Annotated in this window: 15 protein-coding genes; 5 read left to right on the top strand and 10 right to left on the bottom strand. The window is 37.9% G+C overall.

Annotation, left to right across the window (positions count from 1 at the left end):
• The first annotated feature begins 106 nt into the window (after positions 1 to 106).
• Positions 107 to 1,039 (top strand): NAD-dependent epimerase/dehydratase family protein, encoded by a 933-nt coding sequence (locus PLE34_RS12220; RefSeq protein WP_324557350.1) that lies wholly within the window; start codon positions 107 to 109, stop codon positions 1,037 to 1,039.
• A 5-nt stretch (positions 1,040 to 1,044) separates the two neighbouring features.
• Here the strand turns inward: PLE34_RS12220 and PLE34_RS12215 are convergent, their stop codons facing one another.
• The gene (locus PLE34_RS12215; RefSeq protein WP_324557348.1) at positions 1,045 to 2,568 is read right to left on the bottom strand and encodes an acyl-CoA dehydrogenase family protein; all 1,524 of its coding nucleotides are present in this window, start codon (positions 2,566 to 2,568) and stop codon (positions 1,045 to 1,047) included.
• A gap of 59 nt (positions 2,569 to 2,627) precedes the next feature.
• Here PLE34_RS12215 and PLE34_RS12210 point away from each other — a divergent pair, with 59 nt between their 5' ends.
• Positions 2,628 to 2,834: an RteC domain-containing protein gene (locus PLE34_RS12210; protein ID WP_324557463.1), complete on the top strand. Its 207-nt coding sequence runs from the start codon at positions 2,628 to 2,630 to the stop codon at positions 2,832 to 2,834.
• A gap of 122 nt (positions 2,835 to 2,956) precedes the next feature.
• Here the strand turns inward: PLE34_RS12210 and PLE34_RS12205 are convergent, their stop codons facing one another.
• The gene (locus tag PLE34_RS12205; RefSeq protein WP_324557345.1) at positions 2,957 to 3,613 is read right to left on the bottom strand and encodes a site-specific integrase; all 657 of its coding nucleotides are present in this window, start codon (positions 3,611 to 3,613) and stop codon (positions 2,957 to 2,959) included.
• 15 nt (positions 3,614 to 3,628) lie between these two features.
• Positions 3,629 to 4,204, bottom strand: coding sequence for a phage integrase SAM-like domain-containing protein (locus PLE34_RS12200; protein WP_324557343.1), 576 nt, complete (start codon positions 4,202 to 4,204; stop codon positions 3,629 to 3,631).
• A 708-nt stretch (positions 4,205 to 4,912) separates the two neighbouring features.
• On the opposite strand from PLE34_RS12200, the gene PLE34_RS12195 reads away from it, so the two are divergent.
• The 3 genes from PLE34_RS12195 (at position 4,913) to PLE34_RS12185 (ending at position 12,644) form a co-directional block, all read left to right on the top strand.
• Complete coding sequence (locus tag PLE34_RS12195) at positions 4,913 to 5,767, top strand: FRG domain-containing protein (RefSeq protein WP_324557341.1); 855 nt, start codon at positions 4,913 to 4,915, stop codon at positions 5,765 to 5,767.
• Positions 5,768 to 5,885: 118 nt separating this feature from the next.
• The gene (locus PLE34_RS12190) at positions 5,886 to 7,193 is read left to right on the top strand and encodes a hypothetical protein (RefSeq protein WP_324557338.1); all 1,308 of its coding nucleotides are present in this window, start codon (positions 5,886 to 5,888) and stop codon (positions 7,191 to 7,193) included.
• Between the two features lie 30 nt (positions 7,194 to 7,223).
• Positions 7,224 to 12,644, top strand: a complete 5,421-nt coding sequence (locus PLE34_RS12185) for an AAA family ATPase (RefSeq protein ID WP_324557336.1) — start codon at positions 7,224 to 7,226, stop codon at positions 12,642 to 12,644.
• A 1-nt stretch (position 12,645) separates the two neighbouring features.
• On the opposite strand, the gene PLE34_RS12180 is transcribed toward PLE34_RS12185, so the two are convergent.
• The 7 genes from PLE34_RS12180 to PLE34_RS12150 all read right to left on the bottom strand — a co-directional run bounded on the left by PLE34_RS12180 (position 12,646) and on the right by PLE34_RS12150 (position 20,240).
• The gene (locus PLE34_RS12180) at positions 12,646 to 14,820 is read right to left on the bottom strand and encodes a copper-translocating P-type ATPase (protein ID WP_324557333.1); all 2,175 of its coding nucleotides are present in this window, start codon (positions 14,818 to 14,820) and stop codon (positions 12,646 to 12,648) included.
• Between the two features lie 127 nt (positions 14,821 to 14,947).
• Complete coding sequence (locus PLE34_RS12175; RefSeq protein ID WP_324557331.1) at positions 14,948 to 17,650, bottom strand: multicopper oxidase domain-containing protein; 2,703 nt, start codon at positions 17,648 to 17,650, stop codon at positions 14,948 to 14,950.
• A 91-nt stretch (positions 17,651 to 17,741) separates the two neighbouring features.
• Positions 17,742 to 18,209, bottom strand: a complete 468-nt coding sequence (locus PLE34_RS12170; protein ID WP_324557329.1) for a heme-binding domain-containing protein — start codon at positions 18,207 to 18,209, stop codon at positions 17,742 to 17,744.
• Entirely contained in the window at positions 18,206 to 18,793 is a 588-nt protein-coding gene (locus PLE34_RS12165; protein WP_324557327.1) for a DUF3347 domain-containing protein, read from the bottom strand. Before PLE34_RS12165 ends, PLE34_RS12170 begins: the two co-directional genes overlap by 4 nt.
• A gap of 75 nt (positions 18,794 to 18,868) precedes the next feature.
• Positions 18,869 to 19,357 carry a DUF3347 domain-containing protein gene (locus tag PLE34_RS12160; RefSeq protein ID WP_324557325.1) on the bottom strand — a complete coding sequence of 163 codons (489 nt, stop codon included), beginning with the start codon at positions 19,355 to 19,357 and terminating at the stop codon, positions 18,869 to 18,871.
• A 78-nt stretch (positions 19,358 to 19,435) separates the two neighbouring features.
• On the bottom strand, positions 19,436 to 19,939 hold the full coding sequence (locus tag PLE34_RS12155; RefSeq protein ID WP_324557322.1) for a hypothetical protein: 504 nt from the start codon (positions 19,937 to 19,939) through the stop codon (positions 19,436 to 19,438).
• A gap of 88 nt (positions 19,940 to 20,027) precedes the next feature.
• Complete coding sequence (locus PLE34_RS12150; protein WP_324557319.1) at positions 20,028 to 20,240, bottom strand: heavy-metal-associated domain-containing protein; 213 nt, start codon at positions 20,238 to 20,240, stop codon at positions 20,028 to 20,030.
• Positions 20,241 to 20,345: the final 105 nt, after the last annotated feature.

Here is a 20,345-nt window from a genome sequence, read left to right as displayed (position 1 = left end):
CAGCTTAATTACACAAAATACTGCCACCAACGGAAGAATTCAATTTGTTGGACACGGAAAATGCGGATATAATTATTGGATAATTTGCTTTGAGTAAATAAACGATATGCAAACAATACTGGGAGCAAACGGCCAGATAGCTGAGGAATTGGCAAGAGAATTACACAGCAATTATACCACTGACATCAGATTGGTAAGCAGAACCCCTAAAAAAGTAAATGCCACAGATGAACTGTTTGCTGCAAACCTCTTAGATGCCGGTGCAGCATGCAAAGCTGTAGCAGGAAGCGATATTGCTTATTTGACCGTAGGGTTGCCTATGAACGCCCAAATGTGGGCAGAACAGTTTCCTGTTATCATGCGGCATGTAATAGATGCCTGTAAAAAACATCAATGTAAGCTGGTATTTTTCGATAACACGTATATGTATGCCAAAACAGATGAGCCGCAAACCGAGGAAAGCCCGTTTGTTCCTGTTGGACAAAAATCAACAGTAAGAGCTGAAATGACAGCAATGTTGTTAGCCGAGATGAATAACAAAACCATTGAAGCTGTTATTTGCAGAGCGCCGGAATTTTATGGGCCGGGTAAAACGAAAAGTATTACCAATTCTTTAATTTTTGATAACATCAGGCAGCACAAAAAGCTGAAAGTTCCTTTAAAAGATAATACTTTACGAACGCTGATCTGGACACCCGATGCAAGTCGTGCCATGGCATTGATCGGCAATACCCCGGATGCGTATAATCAAACCTGGCATTTGCCCTGCGATGACAACAGGCTAACTTACAAAGCACTGATAAACCTCGCTTCAGAAGTTTATCAGCAACAGTTCGATTACACTGTTTTAAAGATATGGATGTTTAAACTTGGGAGTTTATTCAGCAGGCAGGCTAAGGAATTGCAGGAACTGCTGCCACGCTATAAATATGACAACATCTTTATCTCCGAAAAATTTAAAAAGAGATTTCCTGATTTTAAATGTACAATTTACCAGGAAGGCATTACACGCATAATGAATGAACAGAAACGAAAGTAGCTACTTCACCTGGTATTCGTATTGTGTGTCTCTGTAAAATCCACCCAGTTACTATCAGCCTCGTACTCCGTGATCAAAACGGCATGGTCGTTAATTGAAAAGTTCGAGGCTAAATGAGCAATATCCATCCGGATATTCAAGAGGCAGCCTTCGGCAAGTTCTTTCCGAAATCCTTTTTCCTGAAGCGCCAGCACATATTGTACGCAGATAAGCCGTGCAATGATTTTACCCAGATCCACTAATCTCCTTTGCGAAATATTCGCGTTGAGTTCTAACCGCAGATGGTGGCTGAAATGGAGAGCGGAGCGGCTTGTCAGCTCAAATCCGGAAAGGAAAGTATAAAGGTTTGCTTCTTTTTGTTTTTTCATTCTCTTCAGTAACATTTCTGCTATCTGTGTGTAGAGCATTTCATTAGAACCTTCAAATATCTGGAATGGCCTACTGTCCACGATTCCCCTGCCCGCTATATGGCTGATACGATATCCGTTGGCGCCGGATACCTGGAGGCAGAGCTGGGCCGATTCCTGCATCAAATCGGTTACAAGCGCTTTCATACTGTTGGCCTCCAACCCTTCCTGGGCAAGGTTATGTTCAATACCGCTGATCTCACTGCTTCTTGCACACATTCCCGAACAGAGTGTAAAGGCTGTTTGTATCCTCGATAGCTGGAACTGTACAGAATCCAGCGTCAACAAATTTCCCGCACCTACTACCCGGTTTGTGCAGTGCCACAACGCCTCATCAAGCATACGTTGTATAAACCCCATTCCCATTCCCGGAAATTGCATCCTGCTTCGGTGGAGAATGTCGAGCATCATCTTGATACCGGTACTTTCGGGCCGGAGCCTGTGGTTTTCCGGTACGCTAATATCAATATTGTTAAGGCCGTAGGGAATCATGTAAAGGCCAAGATTGTTGTATAATGCTTCTACCCTGATATGCTGTTGCGCCACCGCATTGTCGGTTAAGAAAAAGTCCACATCCCTGGCCAACTCACCATTGCCGAGGTCTTTCCTTGCTGTCACCAGCCAATAATCAGCCTGCCCGGTCAATCCCTGCCAATGTTTGTGTCCTTTTATCGCATAGCCATCGCCGGTAATTCTGTAGAATGTTTTCATGTTTAATGCATCACTCCCGAATTCAGGTTCGGTGATCATCAGCCCGCCCATACGCTGTTCCCTGACGAATTGGGGTAAAATCCCCTGCTTTAGCGATGTATGCCCATACTTTGCCAGAGGTTCCAGGAATAAGGCAATGTTGATGCCGAAAGTGAGCGACAAAGGCAATGATTCATAAGATGCCGCAGACAGAAGACTGAGACATTCCTTTACAATGCAGCCTCTTCCTCCATATTCCCTGGGGATGGCCACTGAAAGCGGCGCAGCGTCCATAATACCTGACCAGATGTGCGGGGGAAGTCCTCGTTCAAGGCTTAATTCATTGATGTCGTTTTGTTCGTGGAATACCCTTTTTAGAGCATGTCTGAATATGGAGATAAACGCCGCAAAATCATCATTGTTTCTTTCCATTGCATCTCAATAAAAGAAGAAGTTTATGAAAGCACCAAAATTATTCATTTTTAGAAAAAATAACAAGAGGGTACCCCGATTTTCGTACACAACTAAAGGGAATAGCTCGTTTTTTTGCAAACTGGCTGAATGTGGATGCAGGAAATATGTACAGGGCTATCCAGGAAATACGAATACGCAAAAAGAGCAGAACCAATTTTATAGATCAGCTAAAGAAACGTCTTGAAGACCACCTGGATGAATTAGATGAAAACCCTCGTTTTTAATCCCCATAAAACGAATATTGATGCGATTTCGGTTTTAACCTTCCCAAATTTCCTGATCTTCGACCCAGGGAGCATCGAAGTTGAGCATAACACCGGGAGTAATACAATCTGAATGTACGTAGCTACTCTATATGATAAAACGGATCAAGTTTTAAAATCCATGTTTTATGGATCAGATCCTCCATAATCTTTTCTTCATCCACGTCCGCATAAATTTGTGTTGTCGAAATCTTTGTATGCCCCATCATCATTTGAACGGTTTCCAATGGAATACCGTTTTTCAAAGGTACCGTTTTACCGAAGGTATGCCGGGCAACGTGAAATGTGAGGTAGGTATTAATTTCACATGCCTGCTGAATTATTTTCAGTGATTCGTTGACGTATTGATTGGTGAACTTAGGAAAAATAGTGGTGCGTCCTTTTTCTTTTGCATCGTTTCGATATTTTTGTAGGATCGCAGCGGCGGATTTCAGAATGGGAACAGCACACAGTTCGTCGGACTTAGTACGGTATATTTTGCACCATACCGTCCCATTAATGTCCCATTCAAAATCGCCTTCTGCCAGGACCATCGCATCTACAAATGCAAGCCCCGTATAGCAGCTATAAAGAAATATCTCCCTTATAGTATTCAGGGATACACTGGTAAGATGTTTGGTTTCCAGTGCGACGAGTTCCTGGATATCGAGTTTCTTTCGTTTGCTTTTTTTCAGCGGACAGCTATATTTTTCACACTGGTTTTCCTTCATCCATTTCAAAACATCGGTTGCCCAGTTCAATATCCGCTTAAATCGCTAGATGTGTTTTCCCACTCCATTGCCCTTGCAGGGATTATACTCTTTGATAGGCGTAGTGCGTATGAAATGTTCGAAGTCGGTGGCGAACCGGCCGTTTACCTGCGAGAGATAAACATCACCTGAAGGATATTTACTGTAGAGAAATAATTCAACATATTTAATGGTGGTTTTGTAATTTTTGAACCCGCCGTTTTTCAATTTGTGTTCCCAGATTTTCTTGTAGTATGTCATGAGTTCTTTCAACTTATGGCCCTTTAGACTGCTCTGTATCCCCAGGTAAGCATCTTTGACGGATTGTGCGCTGACAAGTTCAGCGGCATCCTGCAGTTTGCGGTACTTGTCTTTAATGGTGAGCCTGATGTTTTCCAGGTGATCGTTGATGGACTTAACAGCGATGCTATTGCCTTTTTCAATCCCTTTTTGACTGTTCCAACTGGATGCATCAATTTGTTCTTTGGTTGAGCATTCTTTTTCTTCTCCGTCTACTGTAATGCGTACATAAATGTCTGCTTTTTTTTTGTCGGCCTTACATTTTCTGATAAGGAAGCAAACACCGAATGATTGTGTTTTCATGCAATCTGTTTTGAATGGTTTTGAAATGATTTTTCACTCTTCACTTTTGTCAGTCCGCACTTCGGAACCATGGTGTCCGCAGCTTCGAATCCTCTGAGGACGCAGGTTCGAATCCATCTCAAATCCAGTCAAAAAATGTCATAAAAATTGACATAACAGAATGGATCACAATGAATTGCGAGAGGTTTGGTGAGTACAAAGTTTGTGCCTGAAAAACACTCACCTGTTTACTCATCCAGGTATTGCTTTTTTTGAAATGATTTGACAGGTGAAAAAATACAAATCCCTGTAAATCAATTAAGACTTACAGGGATTGATTTGATTTGACCTCGAAAAGGTCGTCCTGTCGGGACAATTTTCGAACTATTTTCTGAAGGATTTGAGGAGGTTGATATCAGAAAATGGAAGTTCAATGTTTTGATATACAACTGTTTAATTAACAAAAGGTTATTGAACAATATTAAAGCTTAGAATGAAATTCTTTGCGGTTGAACTTTATAGCATTTCGCATTCCACCGATAGTGTAAACTATAATTTACTCATTTTAGCTTTTTGGACTAACCCAGATTATACGCTTCTGACAAGAAAATATTGATATCGGCAAACTATACCAATATTTTTGCCCAAAACTGTTGATATGTTTGATGCGTATAAAGAAGTTCCTTTAGCCTCTGTCGAAGAACTATTTGACTTACAAATCCTATTAAGTTGGCTCAGAAGGGTATTGACTTGAATGATTATATTTTTAGAGGTGAAGGAAGTCTTAAATATAAACTAATACCATCTGGTTGTAGAGAAAATAACAGAAAGGTTCTTGAAGATATTTCAGGTTATAGGATTGTAAATCCAAACTATAAAATAGATAGGCACGTAACTTATACAAGGGAACTCAGGGTATTGAGAGAATTTTATATTAATTCGGACATTCAAGGGTTGAAAATTCCTGATATAGCAATTTGGAGAGATGGAATTGTCAGCAGACATTCAGACCCTGTTCATTGGGAGATTGAATATAACGATAAACCTTGGATGATTCCAGAGCTATATGAAGTAGCAGCATTAGCACAACACTATGGATTACCAACCAGATTATTAGACTGGAGCTATAATATATACACAGCACTTTTTTTTGCTGCTATAGGAGCATTAAACAATTATTCTGAAAAGGATCACTTTACAGTCTACTTTTTAAATCATACTTGTGTTTCTGCTGGGCAAGGGTATCTTGACAAGAATCTTGAATTAATAAGGCCTATTTATTCTGGGAATGAAAACCTGAGAGCTCAAGAGGGTTTATTTTCAGTGAGGAAACTCGTTTCACCTGAAGATGACCAAATACCGTTAGACGAGTACTTGCAAAACAATTCTAAGAGTTTTCCGGCTGGGAATTTAATACTCAAGCTTCTAATACCACACACCGACTGCTACCTAACATTGAATGCTTTAGATAATTTAGGAATAAATGAAATGAAACTTTTTCCCGGATTTGAGGGAATTGTGGAGCACCAAAAAAGAGTTTCAAAGGATTATTCGGTGAATGAGAGAATGAGAATAAAAGCGTAAAATAGCTTAATCGGTTGACTTTTAGATACATGGATAGCTTTGAAATTATCTATTATTGAGAAAAACTAAGTATTTTAGCAGATAAATTATTTTCTGCGGAGATTATATTTAACCTACTATGAGATACAATTATGTGAGAGGCCAATACGAAATTTCTTTTTTTAGCATTACCCTGCACATACTTGATGATCTTGATTCCATTCAAAAGCTCCCGGAAAACAAGCAGAAGCTATTTTTTCACGAATACTTGCATTTTATTCAAGATATAACTACTGTTTTTGGTATTAATTCAGCCTGGAATCAGTTTGATCAAATAAGGCAAGCAATATCTAATCTGCAATTAAAAAAAGGAGTAATCAGTCTACCAATAGAAGGATCAGGTGCTCAATTTATTTTAGATAATGGTATTTTGTATAATTATCTTTTTGGAGATTTTATGCCAAGAAGTAAAGAAGCTGTAAAGCAAAGTTATCTTACTATTAAGGGAATACGAAGAGAAGTTTCACAGCAGATAGAGAAAATTTTTCCCGGAAGTAAACTACTTTTTATTTTTCTCGACTTAACAACACCGAAAGGATTAAATGCGGAATATACATTTGGTGCAGCGGGAATTGTTGAAACAATGGCTTTTCTTGCACAGAAGAAGCATTATAAAGAGCAGCCCAATGACATCTTCCCTTATATGATTGCGGTGGAAGTTTCAAAGTTTATCTATGATGAGATTGGTAGCAACGAAGAATATGTGTATGCTTTGTGTGACTTCTCATTAATGTATCACTATCCGGGTCATCTTTTTTATGACCTTCTTGTACAAATGAAAGAAGAATCTTTTAGGCCCTTGAGAGCAGAAGATATATATGAATTTGGAATGAAATTTCTACAAGGTGTGAATTATGACATTGTAAAAAATTATGCCGAAGCAAAAGACAATTTGATAAAAATAATTTCAATTCTCTTTGGCCATGAAGTCTTTAAAAATGAGAGAAAATGGCTCATTACTACAATAGAGCAGGGGTATGATTTGAGAAGCCAAAATATATGCTTCCCTCTTGAAATATACAGGGCAGATAGGGCTTTATCTATGGAATATGGACTAATAAAGGATAAATTAGGTACTCCTAATTTGTATAATCTCGATAAAAAAAGATGGTTCTCTGCACCAAGAATAATGAAGGAGGATGAGGAAAATTTACAACCAGCTTTTTTGGAAATATTTTTTCATTTGAAGGAAGTATTACTTTCAGGGAAAAAGGCTTGTGGTATGATTGACAATTGTAAGGTTTCTCAAAGAAAAATGCCAATAGACGAAAAGTGTATTGATTCCCCTTGGTTAAAAGCTAAAGAAACACCTTTATGTCCCTTTGGTGGTATATGGAAGATGTTCGGTTTAGATGAAAGCGATGTTTCACTAAAAAGTATAAATTAATCCCTTAACGAAAAGAATTAAAACGTAGCTGTGATTCATTTAAATAAGAGTTCAGGTGAAGTTGCTGCAATAATGGGATATGAATTCCAGTATTCCATATTTGCTACAGAAATATATAATTCGCTATTAAATGATAGCAACCAAATTGAGTGGATTGAATTTGCAAGTAACAATGCTGGAAAAGTTGATGATGTCCTGATAGGTTTAGAAAAATCTGTTCTTGCATTTCAGACTAAGAACATTGACTCGGCTTCTTTTAGCTATAACACTTTAACTACCTCTGAAACACAAAGCATACTGGAAGGTATGTTTATTGGATGGAAAAGGATTAAAACATCAAATGTTAATAAGCTTATTGATATTAGGTTTATCACAACGCAAAGCCCTTCAGAAAATGATAAAATTAAATCTTGTGCTGGCACACCTAAGCCTTCATTTAAGGAATTTGTGAACAACCTTTGGATTCCTATAAAAAATGGGAAATATAGTTTCGAGAATCTGCCTGCCAAATGGAAGCCGGTATTTCAAGAAATGATTGAGGTAACAAAATCCTCATCTTCCGAGTTTATTGAGTTTATTAAATGCACGACATTTGTCTTTAATTATCAGGTCCCCAAACTGTTTGACTCTTATATTGAAAGACAACGAAGAATTGACATTCAAGATATCACTAAAAAAATTTTCCAAACAATAGCACAGAAGGGAAATGTTAAGTTTAGCAAAAAAGATTTTTTAAATCATTTTGGGCTTTCAAATAGGTATGAGAGTTACTATACCCATTCATTTTTTGTAGATGAAAATCACTATCAGTCCATTAATGAAACAGTTAATCGATTAGAGGCACTCCTTAAAAGCTATTCAAAGGGATATATTTCATTGATAGGCAATGCAGGCTCAGGAAAATCCACTTTATTGACAAAATGGCTACAAAATTGCAACTATCGAATATTTAAATATTATGCTTATGTGAATACAGACATGAGCTATGAGTTTGGTTTTAGAGGTGAGGCCAAGACTTTTTTACATGACATCTTGATTCAAATTAGGCAGGCCAAATATTCTATTCAAGATAGGCTTCCTACTGATGATTTTGAAGATTTACAGAAACATTTCAATAATGAACTTAATAAGCTATCAAGGGAAGAAGAAAAGGTCATAATTATAGTTGATGGTCTGGATCATATTGAAAGAGAACAAGATGTTTCAAAAAGTTTGATCGGAATACTTCCTTTACCTGATAGTGTGCCAGAGAATGTGTATTTCCTCTTAGGTTCACGAACAATTGAAAACTTGGAAAAACTCAATGTTAGAATCAAGGATAGCCTTGAGAAAGAAAGTCGTATTATCAATATAAAGGCCTTATCTAAACTTCAAACTCAGTCCCTTCTCCATTCTTATAATATAACTTTATCAGAAGACTTATTTGAAAAATTATATGTAAACACAAAAGGACATCCACTTTTTCTTCGCTATACTATTGAGGAAATAAGAAGTAAAGGTCAAGGCTCACTGAAAGAAATTGTAACTCAGAGAATATTCAGCGGAGATATTTACAAAGAGTATAAGGTCTTTTGGGATACATATAAAACAAACGAAGATTTTATTGAAATACTTGGAATACTTTCTCGACTTAGACATTCTTTCTTTAATATTGATATACTAAATTCATTCCCGAAGCTTACAAGGGAAAGTCAATATAAAATTAATAGGCTATCGGAAAACTATTTTTACAAGATTGGTACTACATGGCAGTTCTTTCACAATAGTTTCAAAGAATTTCTCACAAATGAGACAGCCAAGAATATTTTAACAGGTTTGTTTGATAAATCGATTGACAAAGCCTTTCATTTAAAAATAGCTGAATCAATTAAACAAATTGACAGTGAATACAAATGGAATGTTATATATCATTTTTTTAAAGCTGAAGAATTTCCCCTAATCTGCCAGGATGTATCTCAGGACTATTTTCGACAACAATGGTTTGAATATCGAAGCTATAAATTAATCAAAGAGGATATACAACTTTCAATTAATGCATCTTCCAAAGCCAAAGATATTTATTGTTTGTTTCGATGTTTTATTTCAATATTTGAGCTAAAGCAACGATATATAAATTTTAATCCAAGCGGATACTTTGAAACATTTCATCAACTTGGTAAAATTTCTTTGGCAAATTCTTTTGTTTACGATAATGTAGAGCTTTTGGTTTCACAAAAGGAAGCTCTAAGTTATTGTGTAACTCTGCATGACCAGGGACTTGAAGAGTTGGCACATGATATTTTTCTAAGAGCCACTCCCTCTTATATTTTGAATCAATCCAAGTCTGTAAATTCAAGAAGGTATGATAGTGATACTTTTCGAGAAATAGATGAAATTGATTTGATTAAGAAATGGACTAAGGCGGCTTGCCTGTTTACTCCTATTGATAAAATTCTTCTGACAATAAAAGAAATCTCTATTGAAAACGTACAGCCTGAAGAAAAAAGAGATTTATACTCTGAGTGTTTGTCAGCAATACTGAGTATTAGTATTCGGAAAAGAAACTGGGAAAACTTAAGACTTCTTGAAAAAATTATTCTTAACGAAAAAGATAAGTATGACTTATTTTATTTCTACTTTGATATAGTAAGTAAACTTACAAACGAAAATGACTTTTACGGCCATTGTCTTCACTCCTTACAAAACTGGGAGATAGGTGAGAATAATCCGATTAATAGAAGACTGCTTATTGTCAATCTTATTAGTAGCCGAAATATAGATGTAGCGAAGCAAATTTTCACAAATCTTTTGGCACCAAATAAGGTCGAAAAATCTGATTATTCGTTGGATGAAGCTGACTTATTGAACTATATATTTGATTACTCAAGATTTTTTTATATAACGACAAGAGAATTTGCAACTTCTCCCACGCTTTTTTTGCCTAACACAGGAAAGCATACAAAAACTGCATTTTATTATGCCTTTGCAGAATTAGGAAAATCCTATGCTTACATATATCATAGTTATAGAGATGCTGCGGTAGGCTATTATTCAAGTTTTGAGAATTTTCTTAAACTATTTCACTATGGGCATTCTGATTATGGCTATGACTATTCGGTTTCCGAGAATAAGTCATTATTAATTAATTTAATCTTAAAGATTACTTCTAAAATATCAGCTCTTATTTTCAGCGAAATACTAAATACACTGAGCACCGAATGGGAAAAGAACAAAACATATTGGAATACCAAACACATACAAGAGATAATTGATTGGGTCGCTAAATCAGGATTAAATAAAACGTGGTGTGTAACCCAGTTGGAAAGAATTGATTCATACGCTTTTGAGAAAGGCTACCTTGATGAGAGGATAGACAGAGGCATAGCACAGATTCGATTATGGTGCAATTTAGGTTTGAAAGACAAAGGGGAAGCCATTTTAAATCACATTATGAATATTTCTCTTGATGTAAGGGGTGAGAATGATAATCAGTTAGATTACATTGCCGAATGGATAAACCAGTTTAACAGTGATATGTCAAAAGAAATTGACTTTTACTTAAATAAAGTCAACCATCTCAGAGAAAAAGTAAACTCACGATCACATACACCTGCGAAAGAAATTCTCACGCTATCTTTAAAATACGGGAACGGCTTTGATATTTTACAATATTTTCTATTTGAAGGCTTGGTTGATTTCGGAGACTGCATGGAAACTCTTTTAAGCTATCTTACCAACTCACTTCCTCAGTATAAGAAAATAGTGGTCAAACTTTTTACAAGGATTGTTCTTGCATATGATAATGTTCATTATGCACGAAATAGCTTTTTGTATAATCTATTTAATAATCCTGAGACACTTTCAATTGATGAATTGAATGAATTAATTAGCGAAGTCAATATTTATTCAATAACTGAGCATAGAAATGATTACTTACTTGAAATTCAAGATTATACTATCAAGAGGAATATTAATTTAAGCGACATAGGCCTTGATAGAAAGATTAAGACAAAAGACAGATATACTGAAACAAAAACGGATGAATTGCAACTGGATGATGGCACAATTTTGTCCATGCAAGCCTTAGCCAGTGAAATAAAGACAAGGAAACAATTAAATAAAATAGAAAAAAAGGCAGAAGGTGATCGTAATTTTAATTGGGCAGGATTATATACCCAAATACTAAAGGAATTTTCTGACATCGAGATTCTTGAGATACTTGCAAATGGCAGGCATGATCCCAGAGAGGTAGTCTCAATAGCAAAGGGACTAATAGAAAAGGGCAGAATAGAAATTGTCAAAGAAATTTTGTATAAAACCATTAATAATGGAGAAAAATATGGATGGGTTACATTCTACGACGGGGGTAGTAAGATTGCACCTTTTGAGTTATTAAGTACAATTGAAGAAAAAGCTATATTCCAAAATAAGATATTAAATGATTTTAGCAACAGTATAACTTCTCTCGATGTCCAAGCACTTGAAGTTCTCGTAAAAGATGCTCCGAAGATTTGGAAATTGTTTTCAGACAATGTTGATTCAAAGATATTGTATGAAGAAATTATTGTGTTTAGAAATGAATTGCTAAAAACACATCCTGTAGATAATAATGCTCCAAAAGTAAATGGAAGCACAGGTGACGAGACATTATTAGCTGAGGCCATATTCTTTATACTTACAATGCCAAGTGATTTCAATTATTCTTTGTATGAAATATTTCTTGAAGGATATCCACGAAGCAAATCAATTGTTGATCAAATTCTTCAAAGGTTATACTCGGAAGGATATTCTTTGAAGTATGTTAAATTGTTGGCAATTATCAGTGCAAAGTATAAGGACACTCTGGTTGAACACAAGGAAAACATAATTAAACTACTTAGCCATAGGCGCTATGACATCTTTAGAATTTCATCTCGATTATTAATTGAGTTAGATGTTGATCCCAAAGACGTACCTATCACAGAAATCACAGAAGTCCCTCTTGTTTACAATATGGAATTTGAGTATAAGCCTTCCATACTTAGTATGAAGGATTTAGATTTAGAGCATATCAACAAAAAAGGGTTTCTAAAGGAAACTGATGATCCTTTGATTTTTGTAAAACTATATCTGACTCAAATTAAAATGCTGTCTGAAGAAACAGGTATTGACGTAATTAATATTGCATATAGGGTTATGGCATTAGGAAAGGATTTGGATTTTCCAAGCTGGTGCAATTCTGTATCAGAAGAGGAGATAAGAAAGATTTATAGTGCAAGATTTGACTTGGAAATTTCATACAAAAGACCGAGAAATCAACTGGTTTGGGATGGGTTAATGAAAGTCGTTAAAGAGCTTGATGAACTTGAGTTAATTGATGAAGCTTTGGCAAATGAAATTTCCGATGAGTTTGATGAAGAAGCCTATTTAATAGAAACAGCTATAAAGTCTGGCTTTGTTTCCACCATTTTGGAAGATATTAATTTTATTTAATTCATTTGAACTGTTTGCGTAATAATTGAGCATTCAAAGCAACGATGATGGTACTTAAACTCATCAGCACTGCACCCATCGCCGGACTGAGTATAAATTTGGGATAAAGAATACCAGCCGCCAGCGGGATAGCAATAAGATTGTATCCTACGGCCCAGATAAGATTCTGGATCATCTTGCTGTAAGTAGCTTTGGCAAAAGCGATCATTCCTACCACATCTTTGGGATCGCTGTTTACTAAAATAACATCGGCGGTTTCCGCAGCTACATCGGTGCCTGAACCAACAGCAATGCCCACATCAGCCTGAGCCAGGGCAGGTGCATCATTTACACCATCGCCGGTCATGGCTACCAACTCTCCTTTGGCTTGAAACTCTTTTAGCTTTTCCTGCTTTTCGTGTGGCAATACATTGGCGAAATAACCATCCATCTTCAACTTACCTGCTACAGACTTAGCAATGTCTTCATTATCGCCGGTCAACAAATACGATTTGATATTCATTTGCTTTAAATCAGCAATCGCTTCTGCTGAAGATTCCCGTATAGAATCGGCCAGCGTAAATATTCCCGTAGGTTTATTATCAATAAGCAGGTAATTAATCGTTTCAACACTCAGGTCAACAGAAGAAGGCGTAGCAGGAACAGGTTGATTGTTTTGTTTGAAATAATTAGGTCCGGCGGAAATAACCAACTTTCCATTAACCGTACCTTTTACACCAACACCCTGTATATAGCTGAAGTTTTCCACCGGCCATAGTTGTAAAGATTTTTCTTTGGCTTTCCGGGTCAACCCATGAGCGATATGATGTTCAGAGTTTTGCTGCACCGAAGCGGCATATTGTAAAAGCTGATCTTCGGGAATGTTGTTATCCAACGAAATTATTTTTTCTACCTCGTGGGAGCCTTTGGTAAGCGTTCCGGTTTTATCGAAGATGAGAGTAGTAATATTCCTGGCTGACTCAAAAGCAGTGCGGTTGCGGATCAATAAGCCATGTGTGGCGGATAAACTGGTAGATATGGCAACCACTAACGGAATAGCAACACCCAGCGCATGAGGACAAGCCGTAACCATCACCGTCACCATTCTTTCCAATGCAAAGGCGAGATCATTTTCTTTGTTGAACCAAAAAATAAAAGTGATAACGCCTACTGTAATAGATATAATCGTTAACCATTTGGCTACTTTATCAGCAAGGTTTTGTGTCTTAGATTTGGAAGCCTGTGCAGATGAAACCAAAGTAATTACCTTGTTAAGATAACTATCATTACCTGTTGCTGTAATTTGCAGTTTCAACGCACCGTCTCCGTTGATAGAGCCACCGATAACTTTCTGATCTTTTTCTTTTTTCACCGGTACACTTTCACCGGTAAGCATACTTTCATTAACGTAAGAATTTCCATCCATCACCAATCCATCAGCGGGAATTTTTTCTCCTGGCTTCACTAATACTTTATCTCCACTTCGCAGGTCTTTCAAATTGATGTCAACTACTTCCCCGTTTCTTTCTACATGAACTGTTGAAGGCAATAAAGCCACCAAGCTTTCCAATGCCTTGGAAGCAGCCATTTGCGAACGCATTTCAAGCCAATGACCGAGCAACATAATATCTATCAGCGTTGCCAACTCCCAGAAAAAATCCATTCCTTTCAAACCGAACACAACAGCTACACTGTAGATAAATGCCACGCTGATAGCAATGGCCACCAGGGTCATCATCCCAATAGCTTTGTCTTTAATTTCACTAACCATCCCTTTCAGGAAAGGCATACCACCATAGATATAAATGAAAGTACTCAGGACTAACAACACATACTTGTCGCCGGGAAATCTTATTTCAAAACCCAGCCATTGCTGAATCATGTGCGACAATAATAATATCGGAACAGTAATCACCAGGCAAATCCAAAACCGTTTCAAAAAATCATGGGTATGGTGTCCGGCATGTTTATCGTGGGCTATATGCTCTTCATGCCCCGGGTGTGCATTCTTTACTGCAGCTTGATGGTGCTGATGTTCATGCTGATGGTCTGACTGATCTTTATTGTTAGGTGGTTCAACAGGAACAAGATCCATTCCGCATATAGGACATTTACCCGGCCCAGGTTTGATCACTTCAGGATGCATGGGACAGGTGTATGATTGTTGTGGATCTGTGTGGTGGTGTGTATGGTCCATAATATTATTTGATTTACATTAAGTTTTGGTTTGGCTAATTTTATTACTGGCTAGCGTAAGGCAACTAAAATTATAAATTTCATTGCCATTATTCATTTATACTTTATCAATATAATACTTGTAATGCTTAATATATCAATGTAACACCTGCACCTAAGCCCATATCACTATCATAGTGTGTAGAAAGCGCAAACCATTTTTTTACTATATATCGCAAGCCTGCGGCATATTCTTTGTCGGTATTCCACATCATGTTTAACCTTAAACGATTGGTAAGTGGTATATCTTCCCTGCCTAACTGGAAACGGAATTTACCATCACCATCCACTCTGGCATCCGCCACTACCAGCATGGGTAAGGTATATTGTAAACCAACCACAAATGTTTTGCGGTCGCTTTTATTGCTCACCTGGCCGAATGCATTTTTTTCTATTTCATCACCCACTTTTGCATAATGATAGTCGAAGCCAACATACGGAAACAACCACTGCATCTTTCCCAGGTAGCGTCCAAAATTTACTTCTACTTCCCGTCCGTGTTCGGGTGTTAAACCCAGGTGCCATAAACCCTGTAATTCGTACCGGTTGCCCGATAGCATAAAGGTTGCATCACTGCCATTGCTTTCCAGTCCTATAGTAGCCGAAGGATGTATCATTTGTTCGCTACGCTTAAACTGCTTCCATGCTTTTGCTTTATCGGGCAGTTGCGGATTGGGTGGCGAGTTTTGATAGCTTAACACATTGCCCATACCTGCCATCATGTGGTACAAAATATGGCAATGGAAAAACCAGTCGCCATCTTTGTTAGCCGCAAATTCGAGGGTATCCGTTTCCATCGGCATGATGTCTATCGTATTTTTAAAAGGTGCATATTCGCCTTGTGCACCCAACACCCGAAAGTCGTGCCCATGCAGGTGCATCGGGTGGCGCATCATAGAATTATTGGTAAGAATAATGCGCACCTTTTCTCCCTGTTTAATTAAAATTTTATCCCATTCACCCAGGGTTTTATTATTGATGGACCATACATAACGGTTCATGTTTCCTTCCAGTGTAAAGTGCAGTACTTTGGTTGGTACATCCGGCAGTGTTGTTTTAACCGGGGAGCGAAGCATGGCGTAATTAAGGGTTACGATGTCCGTACTGCTGCCCATATCCATCCCTTGCATATCATGCCCTTTCATGCTGTTCGAAGTATCCATTTTTGCATTGTCCATAGCCTTCATGTCATGCATCTCTCCGGCTTTAGCGGTATCAGCTTTCTTATCCTTCATACCATCCATGTTCATGCCTGGCATATCATGCATTCCATTACTGCTTTTTTCTTCTTCACTGCCGGTAATTTCCGGATACATCACCGTGTTCATATCCATTGATTGCAGGCTCATTTGCATGCCTGGCATCGGCTTCATATCACCATTCATTTTCATCATGCCATTCATCATCTTCATGCCCTCAAAATATTTCAGCTTAGGCAGGGTTGGTGCGGGCATTTTCATGCCGCTTCCCAGCCATAGTGATGTATAGCTACTCCGGTCTTCGGGTGTGGAGCGGAATTCATAACTCATGTTATCTGGGATGGTAACAATTACATCATATGTTTCTGCAACGCCAATAATTAACCGGTCTACTTCTACCGGCACAACATCATTGCCATCATTAGCAATTACTGTTATTTTCCCGCCGGCATATTGCAACCAGAAATAAGAAGAAGAGCCGCCATTCACTACCCTCAACCGAACTTTATCGCCAGCTTTAAACTGCGGCGCTTCGGCTTCCGGTTTGCCGTTAGATAAAAATTTTTCATAATAAACATCACTCACATCCATGGCGTTCATCCGTTTCCACTCATTCGTTACTTTGGTTGAAAAATATCCTTTACCTATGGCTTCGGCATAGCTTTGCACACTTCCTTTTTTAATAGCATACCAGTCGTTGGCGGACCTTAATCTTCGTTGAACCTGGTGAGGATGTTCATCCGTCCAGTCGCTTAACACCAATGGCAGTTCAGCCGTGTAGGGTTTGTTCATCTTCATCATTCCATTTCCATTCATTGCACTGTCTTCCCTGCTTTTAAAAATCAAAGCGCCGTAAGTGCCCACCTGCTGCTGCAAGCCCGTGTGCGAATGATACCAATAGGTTCCATTTTGTACAATTTTAAACTTGTACAAATGCGTAGTGCCACCGGGAATTACAGAAGTGGTTAAAAAAGGAACACCATCCTGCTCGTTGGGAAGTATGATGCCATGCCAATGGAATGAGGTTTCCGTTTTCAGCATATTGTGCAAATAGATTTCAGCCGTGTCGCCTTCTGTAAAAATGAGTGGCGGTGCCGGAATGGAACCATTCACCGCAAGTCCATGTCTGTGTTTGCCGGTATAGTTTACCATGGTATCGGTAACATATAAATCGTAACGAACGGTTTTGCCGCCATTAATGATCACCTTTCCGCCAATCTGGTTAGCTGCATCCGTGTCCGAATGATCCATGTTCAGTTTATCATGCATGTGCATGTTCGTATCTGCCTTCATATCCATCTCCTTCATGTCACGCATTTCTTGCATGTCTTTCATTTCTTTTTTAACGGGCACAGTATCTTTTGGCTTTGCAGGCTGCTCGTTATTTGGAACCGTTTTCGGTTGTGCTGTTTTTATTGTCTTTTTGACCAATGTCATTCCGCATTTGGGGCAGTTACCTGGCTTGTCCATCTTCACTTCAGGATGCATCGGACAAGTATAGATAACTTGTGTTTGTTTTTTTTGTGCCTGAATACCGGGTGCAAAAAAAACAAGCAAAATCAATTGCATGGTGAGGAATAGTATCTTTTTCATTTCATTTTAGTTTATGTCTATTGACAACATTTTTTCTTGCGTAGGAAGATTGCTTTAAAAATTATACCTATCAGTTTCTTTACTTTTTTCATTATGGTTTAATTTGCTCAAGGTTGTCTTTTGTATTCTGCGCCCAATCTGTGATCAATGCTTTTTGCTCTTTAGTAAGTCTTGCCTTTCTGTGCAGCATCGTATAAGAAGCCAGGGGCATTTCATCATCTTTCACCTGGCTTGCAATGGATTTTAGTTTGCTCAATTGCCGCCTGAGCGAATAAGAGCCAAATTCACTAAAGTTGAGTTCCTTTTTGCCATCCTTTATGTGATTGTTTAACAGCCAACCCATCGGTTGAATGCTGGCATACCAGGGATAGTTGGTATTGTTACTATGGCAATCGTAACAGGCTGTTTGCAAAATCAACTGGACATTTGAGGGAATGGAAATTGTCGTGGAAATGTCTGATGGCAATGCCTGCCCGTTTTCATTACTGGCAGGTTTTATAAACTGAATGCCTGTTAAAACAATCAAAACACCCAACCCTATTTTTTTCATCCGGCTCATGGTCTTTGTTTAAGTTCTTCTTTCACTTCGCCGCAGGTGGACATTTTAGCTCCGAGATAGGGATTTTTAATGTCTTTGGTTTCGCTCAACCAATTGGCGCCTTTGTTATTATTATACATCGGGCAATGAGTTTGATACAGGGTTTGACCCGTTCCAAAAACCTTTACCATATCATACAGGTCCTTACTAAGCGTTTCAAAATGTTCCCGTTGATGCGCTATATTACTTGCGTTCGCTGCTATATGTTCTGCATGTTCTATTGCATCATCTTTTACATCGGCAAATATCTTTTTTTGATCTGCAGAAAAGGTAGCCGGGTCTGCATTTTCAACAGCTTTTTGCATCTCACTTCCTGCTGTAGCAGCATCTTTACTGTTATCGTTTGCTAATGCGTTTTTGAGTTCCAAATAAGCTTTAACCATATTGTTTATTGCCATGTTGCTATTTGTTACTGTAGTAGCGGACTGCATCCCCGTTTTGGCGGTATCACCTGATGTAGCTGTTGTTTCGTTCGGTTGATTATCGTTGTTGTTACAGGCTGAAAAGGAAATGGCCGCAACTGCGATCATAATTAGCGTTTTCATCTTTATTAATTTTTATTTTTAAGGAATAGCTAAAGACAGGACACCCAGTGCATCCCAATTAGCTGTAAGAAAGGATTATTGATTAATGGTTTCCACCACATTACCGCAACTCAGCATAGCATTGCCGTAGTAGGGATTTTTGATTGTTTTACTATCACTGAGCCAGGAGCTTTTTTTCATGGGGCAATAAGTTTCGTAAGCAGGTTTTGTTCCCAGCTTTATAGACTTCGCCAGTGTAATCATGTTGGCAGAAAGCGTAGCAAATTTTTCCCGTTGCTTTTTGAGGTCTTTTGTTTCTGAAACAGAACCCGCATCTTTTAGTAATGCATGGATATTACCTTCAGAAATCACTTTGTAATCAATGCCATTAGCTGTTTTTACAAAGACTTCAGCACTGGCTGAAGCCATGCTGGCATCGCCTGCTACCAAAGCATCTTTGATATTATAATAGGAATTGAGTAGTTGGGAAAGTTTAGTTTGTGTTTGATTTGTGCTATCCTGGGCAAAACTTATTTGTGTAAGGGCAATTGCAAAAATCGCAACTATGAAAATTAGCTTTTTCATTTTGAATTTGATTTAATGTAATAGAAATAATTACAGGACATGACAATATCATGCCCACTGAAATAACATTACATCAAATCATATCTGGAACGACTGAATAGCTATGCGAATGTCCGGTATAGGGGGATGATGGCCACGGACAAAATACCTGGTATTGGGAACATCCTGAGAGGAAAATAAAATATTAGTATTATAAAATGAAGCAAGGAACGCAGTAAAAAATACTGGATTGAAGACTGCATTTACCGAAGGGGTAAGCGATTTATCAAGTTGTTCAAATTTGATCACCTCGTCGTTGCAGCAGTTCTCCTTTTCGTTGTTATCGGTTTTATGCTTGTCTGCTTTATCGTGGTGATGGGAATTACCGTGATTATGACTGTTGGTTTTCTCCTTGTGAATATGTTTTTTACCATCTCCATGAATGTGAACTACTGACACTGTGGCTTCTTCATCGTTGTGATGTTTTGAATTAAAACCCATATCTGCTCCAATAGCACAAGCAAAACCTACAATGGTATTCAATGCGAATATCATTAAAAGAAATGCGGCTTTTAGCTGTATGGAAAATTTCTTTATAAACACATGATGAAATTAGTCTATTTAAAACAATTCCCTATTTCTATTTGTATAATAAACCGGGCAAAAACCTTGCCCGGTTCATCCTTGTTTTTTAAGAAAGCGCTTCTGCCTTGAATCCGGCCTTTTCCACCGCTTTAATTACTTCCTTTTCATCCAGATTATCCGTGGTAACAGTTAGTATTTTCTTTGGGTTCTGCGTATCCACTTCCCAGCCGGCGGCACCTACCGTTTCATTCAATGATGGGGTAACTTTTGCCACACATCCGCCGCAATTGATATTCGTCTTTAATTGTATTGTTTTCATACTATTTGTTTTATTGTTTACTGCAAAATTAGTTCATCTATTGGCCAGGGCTGTTATACAATTATGGATAAAATTTATATAATTTTGATTTATAATTTTTTATTT

It is taken from the genome of Agriterribacter sp. (genome assembly GCF_035445465.1).
In the GTDB taxonomy this organism is placed as follows: Bacteria; Bacteroidota; Bacteroidia; order Chitinophagales; family Chitinophagaceae; genus Agriterribacter.
Note: the sequence above shows the minus strand (reverse complement) of the source record. Positions and strands in the feature narration are given on the sequence as shown.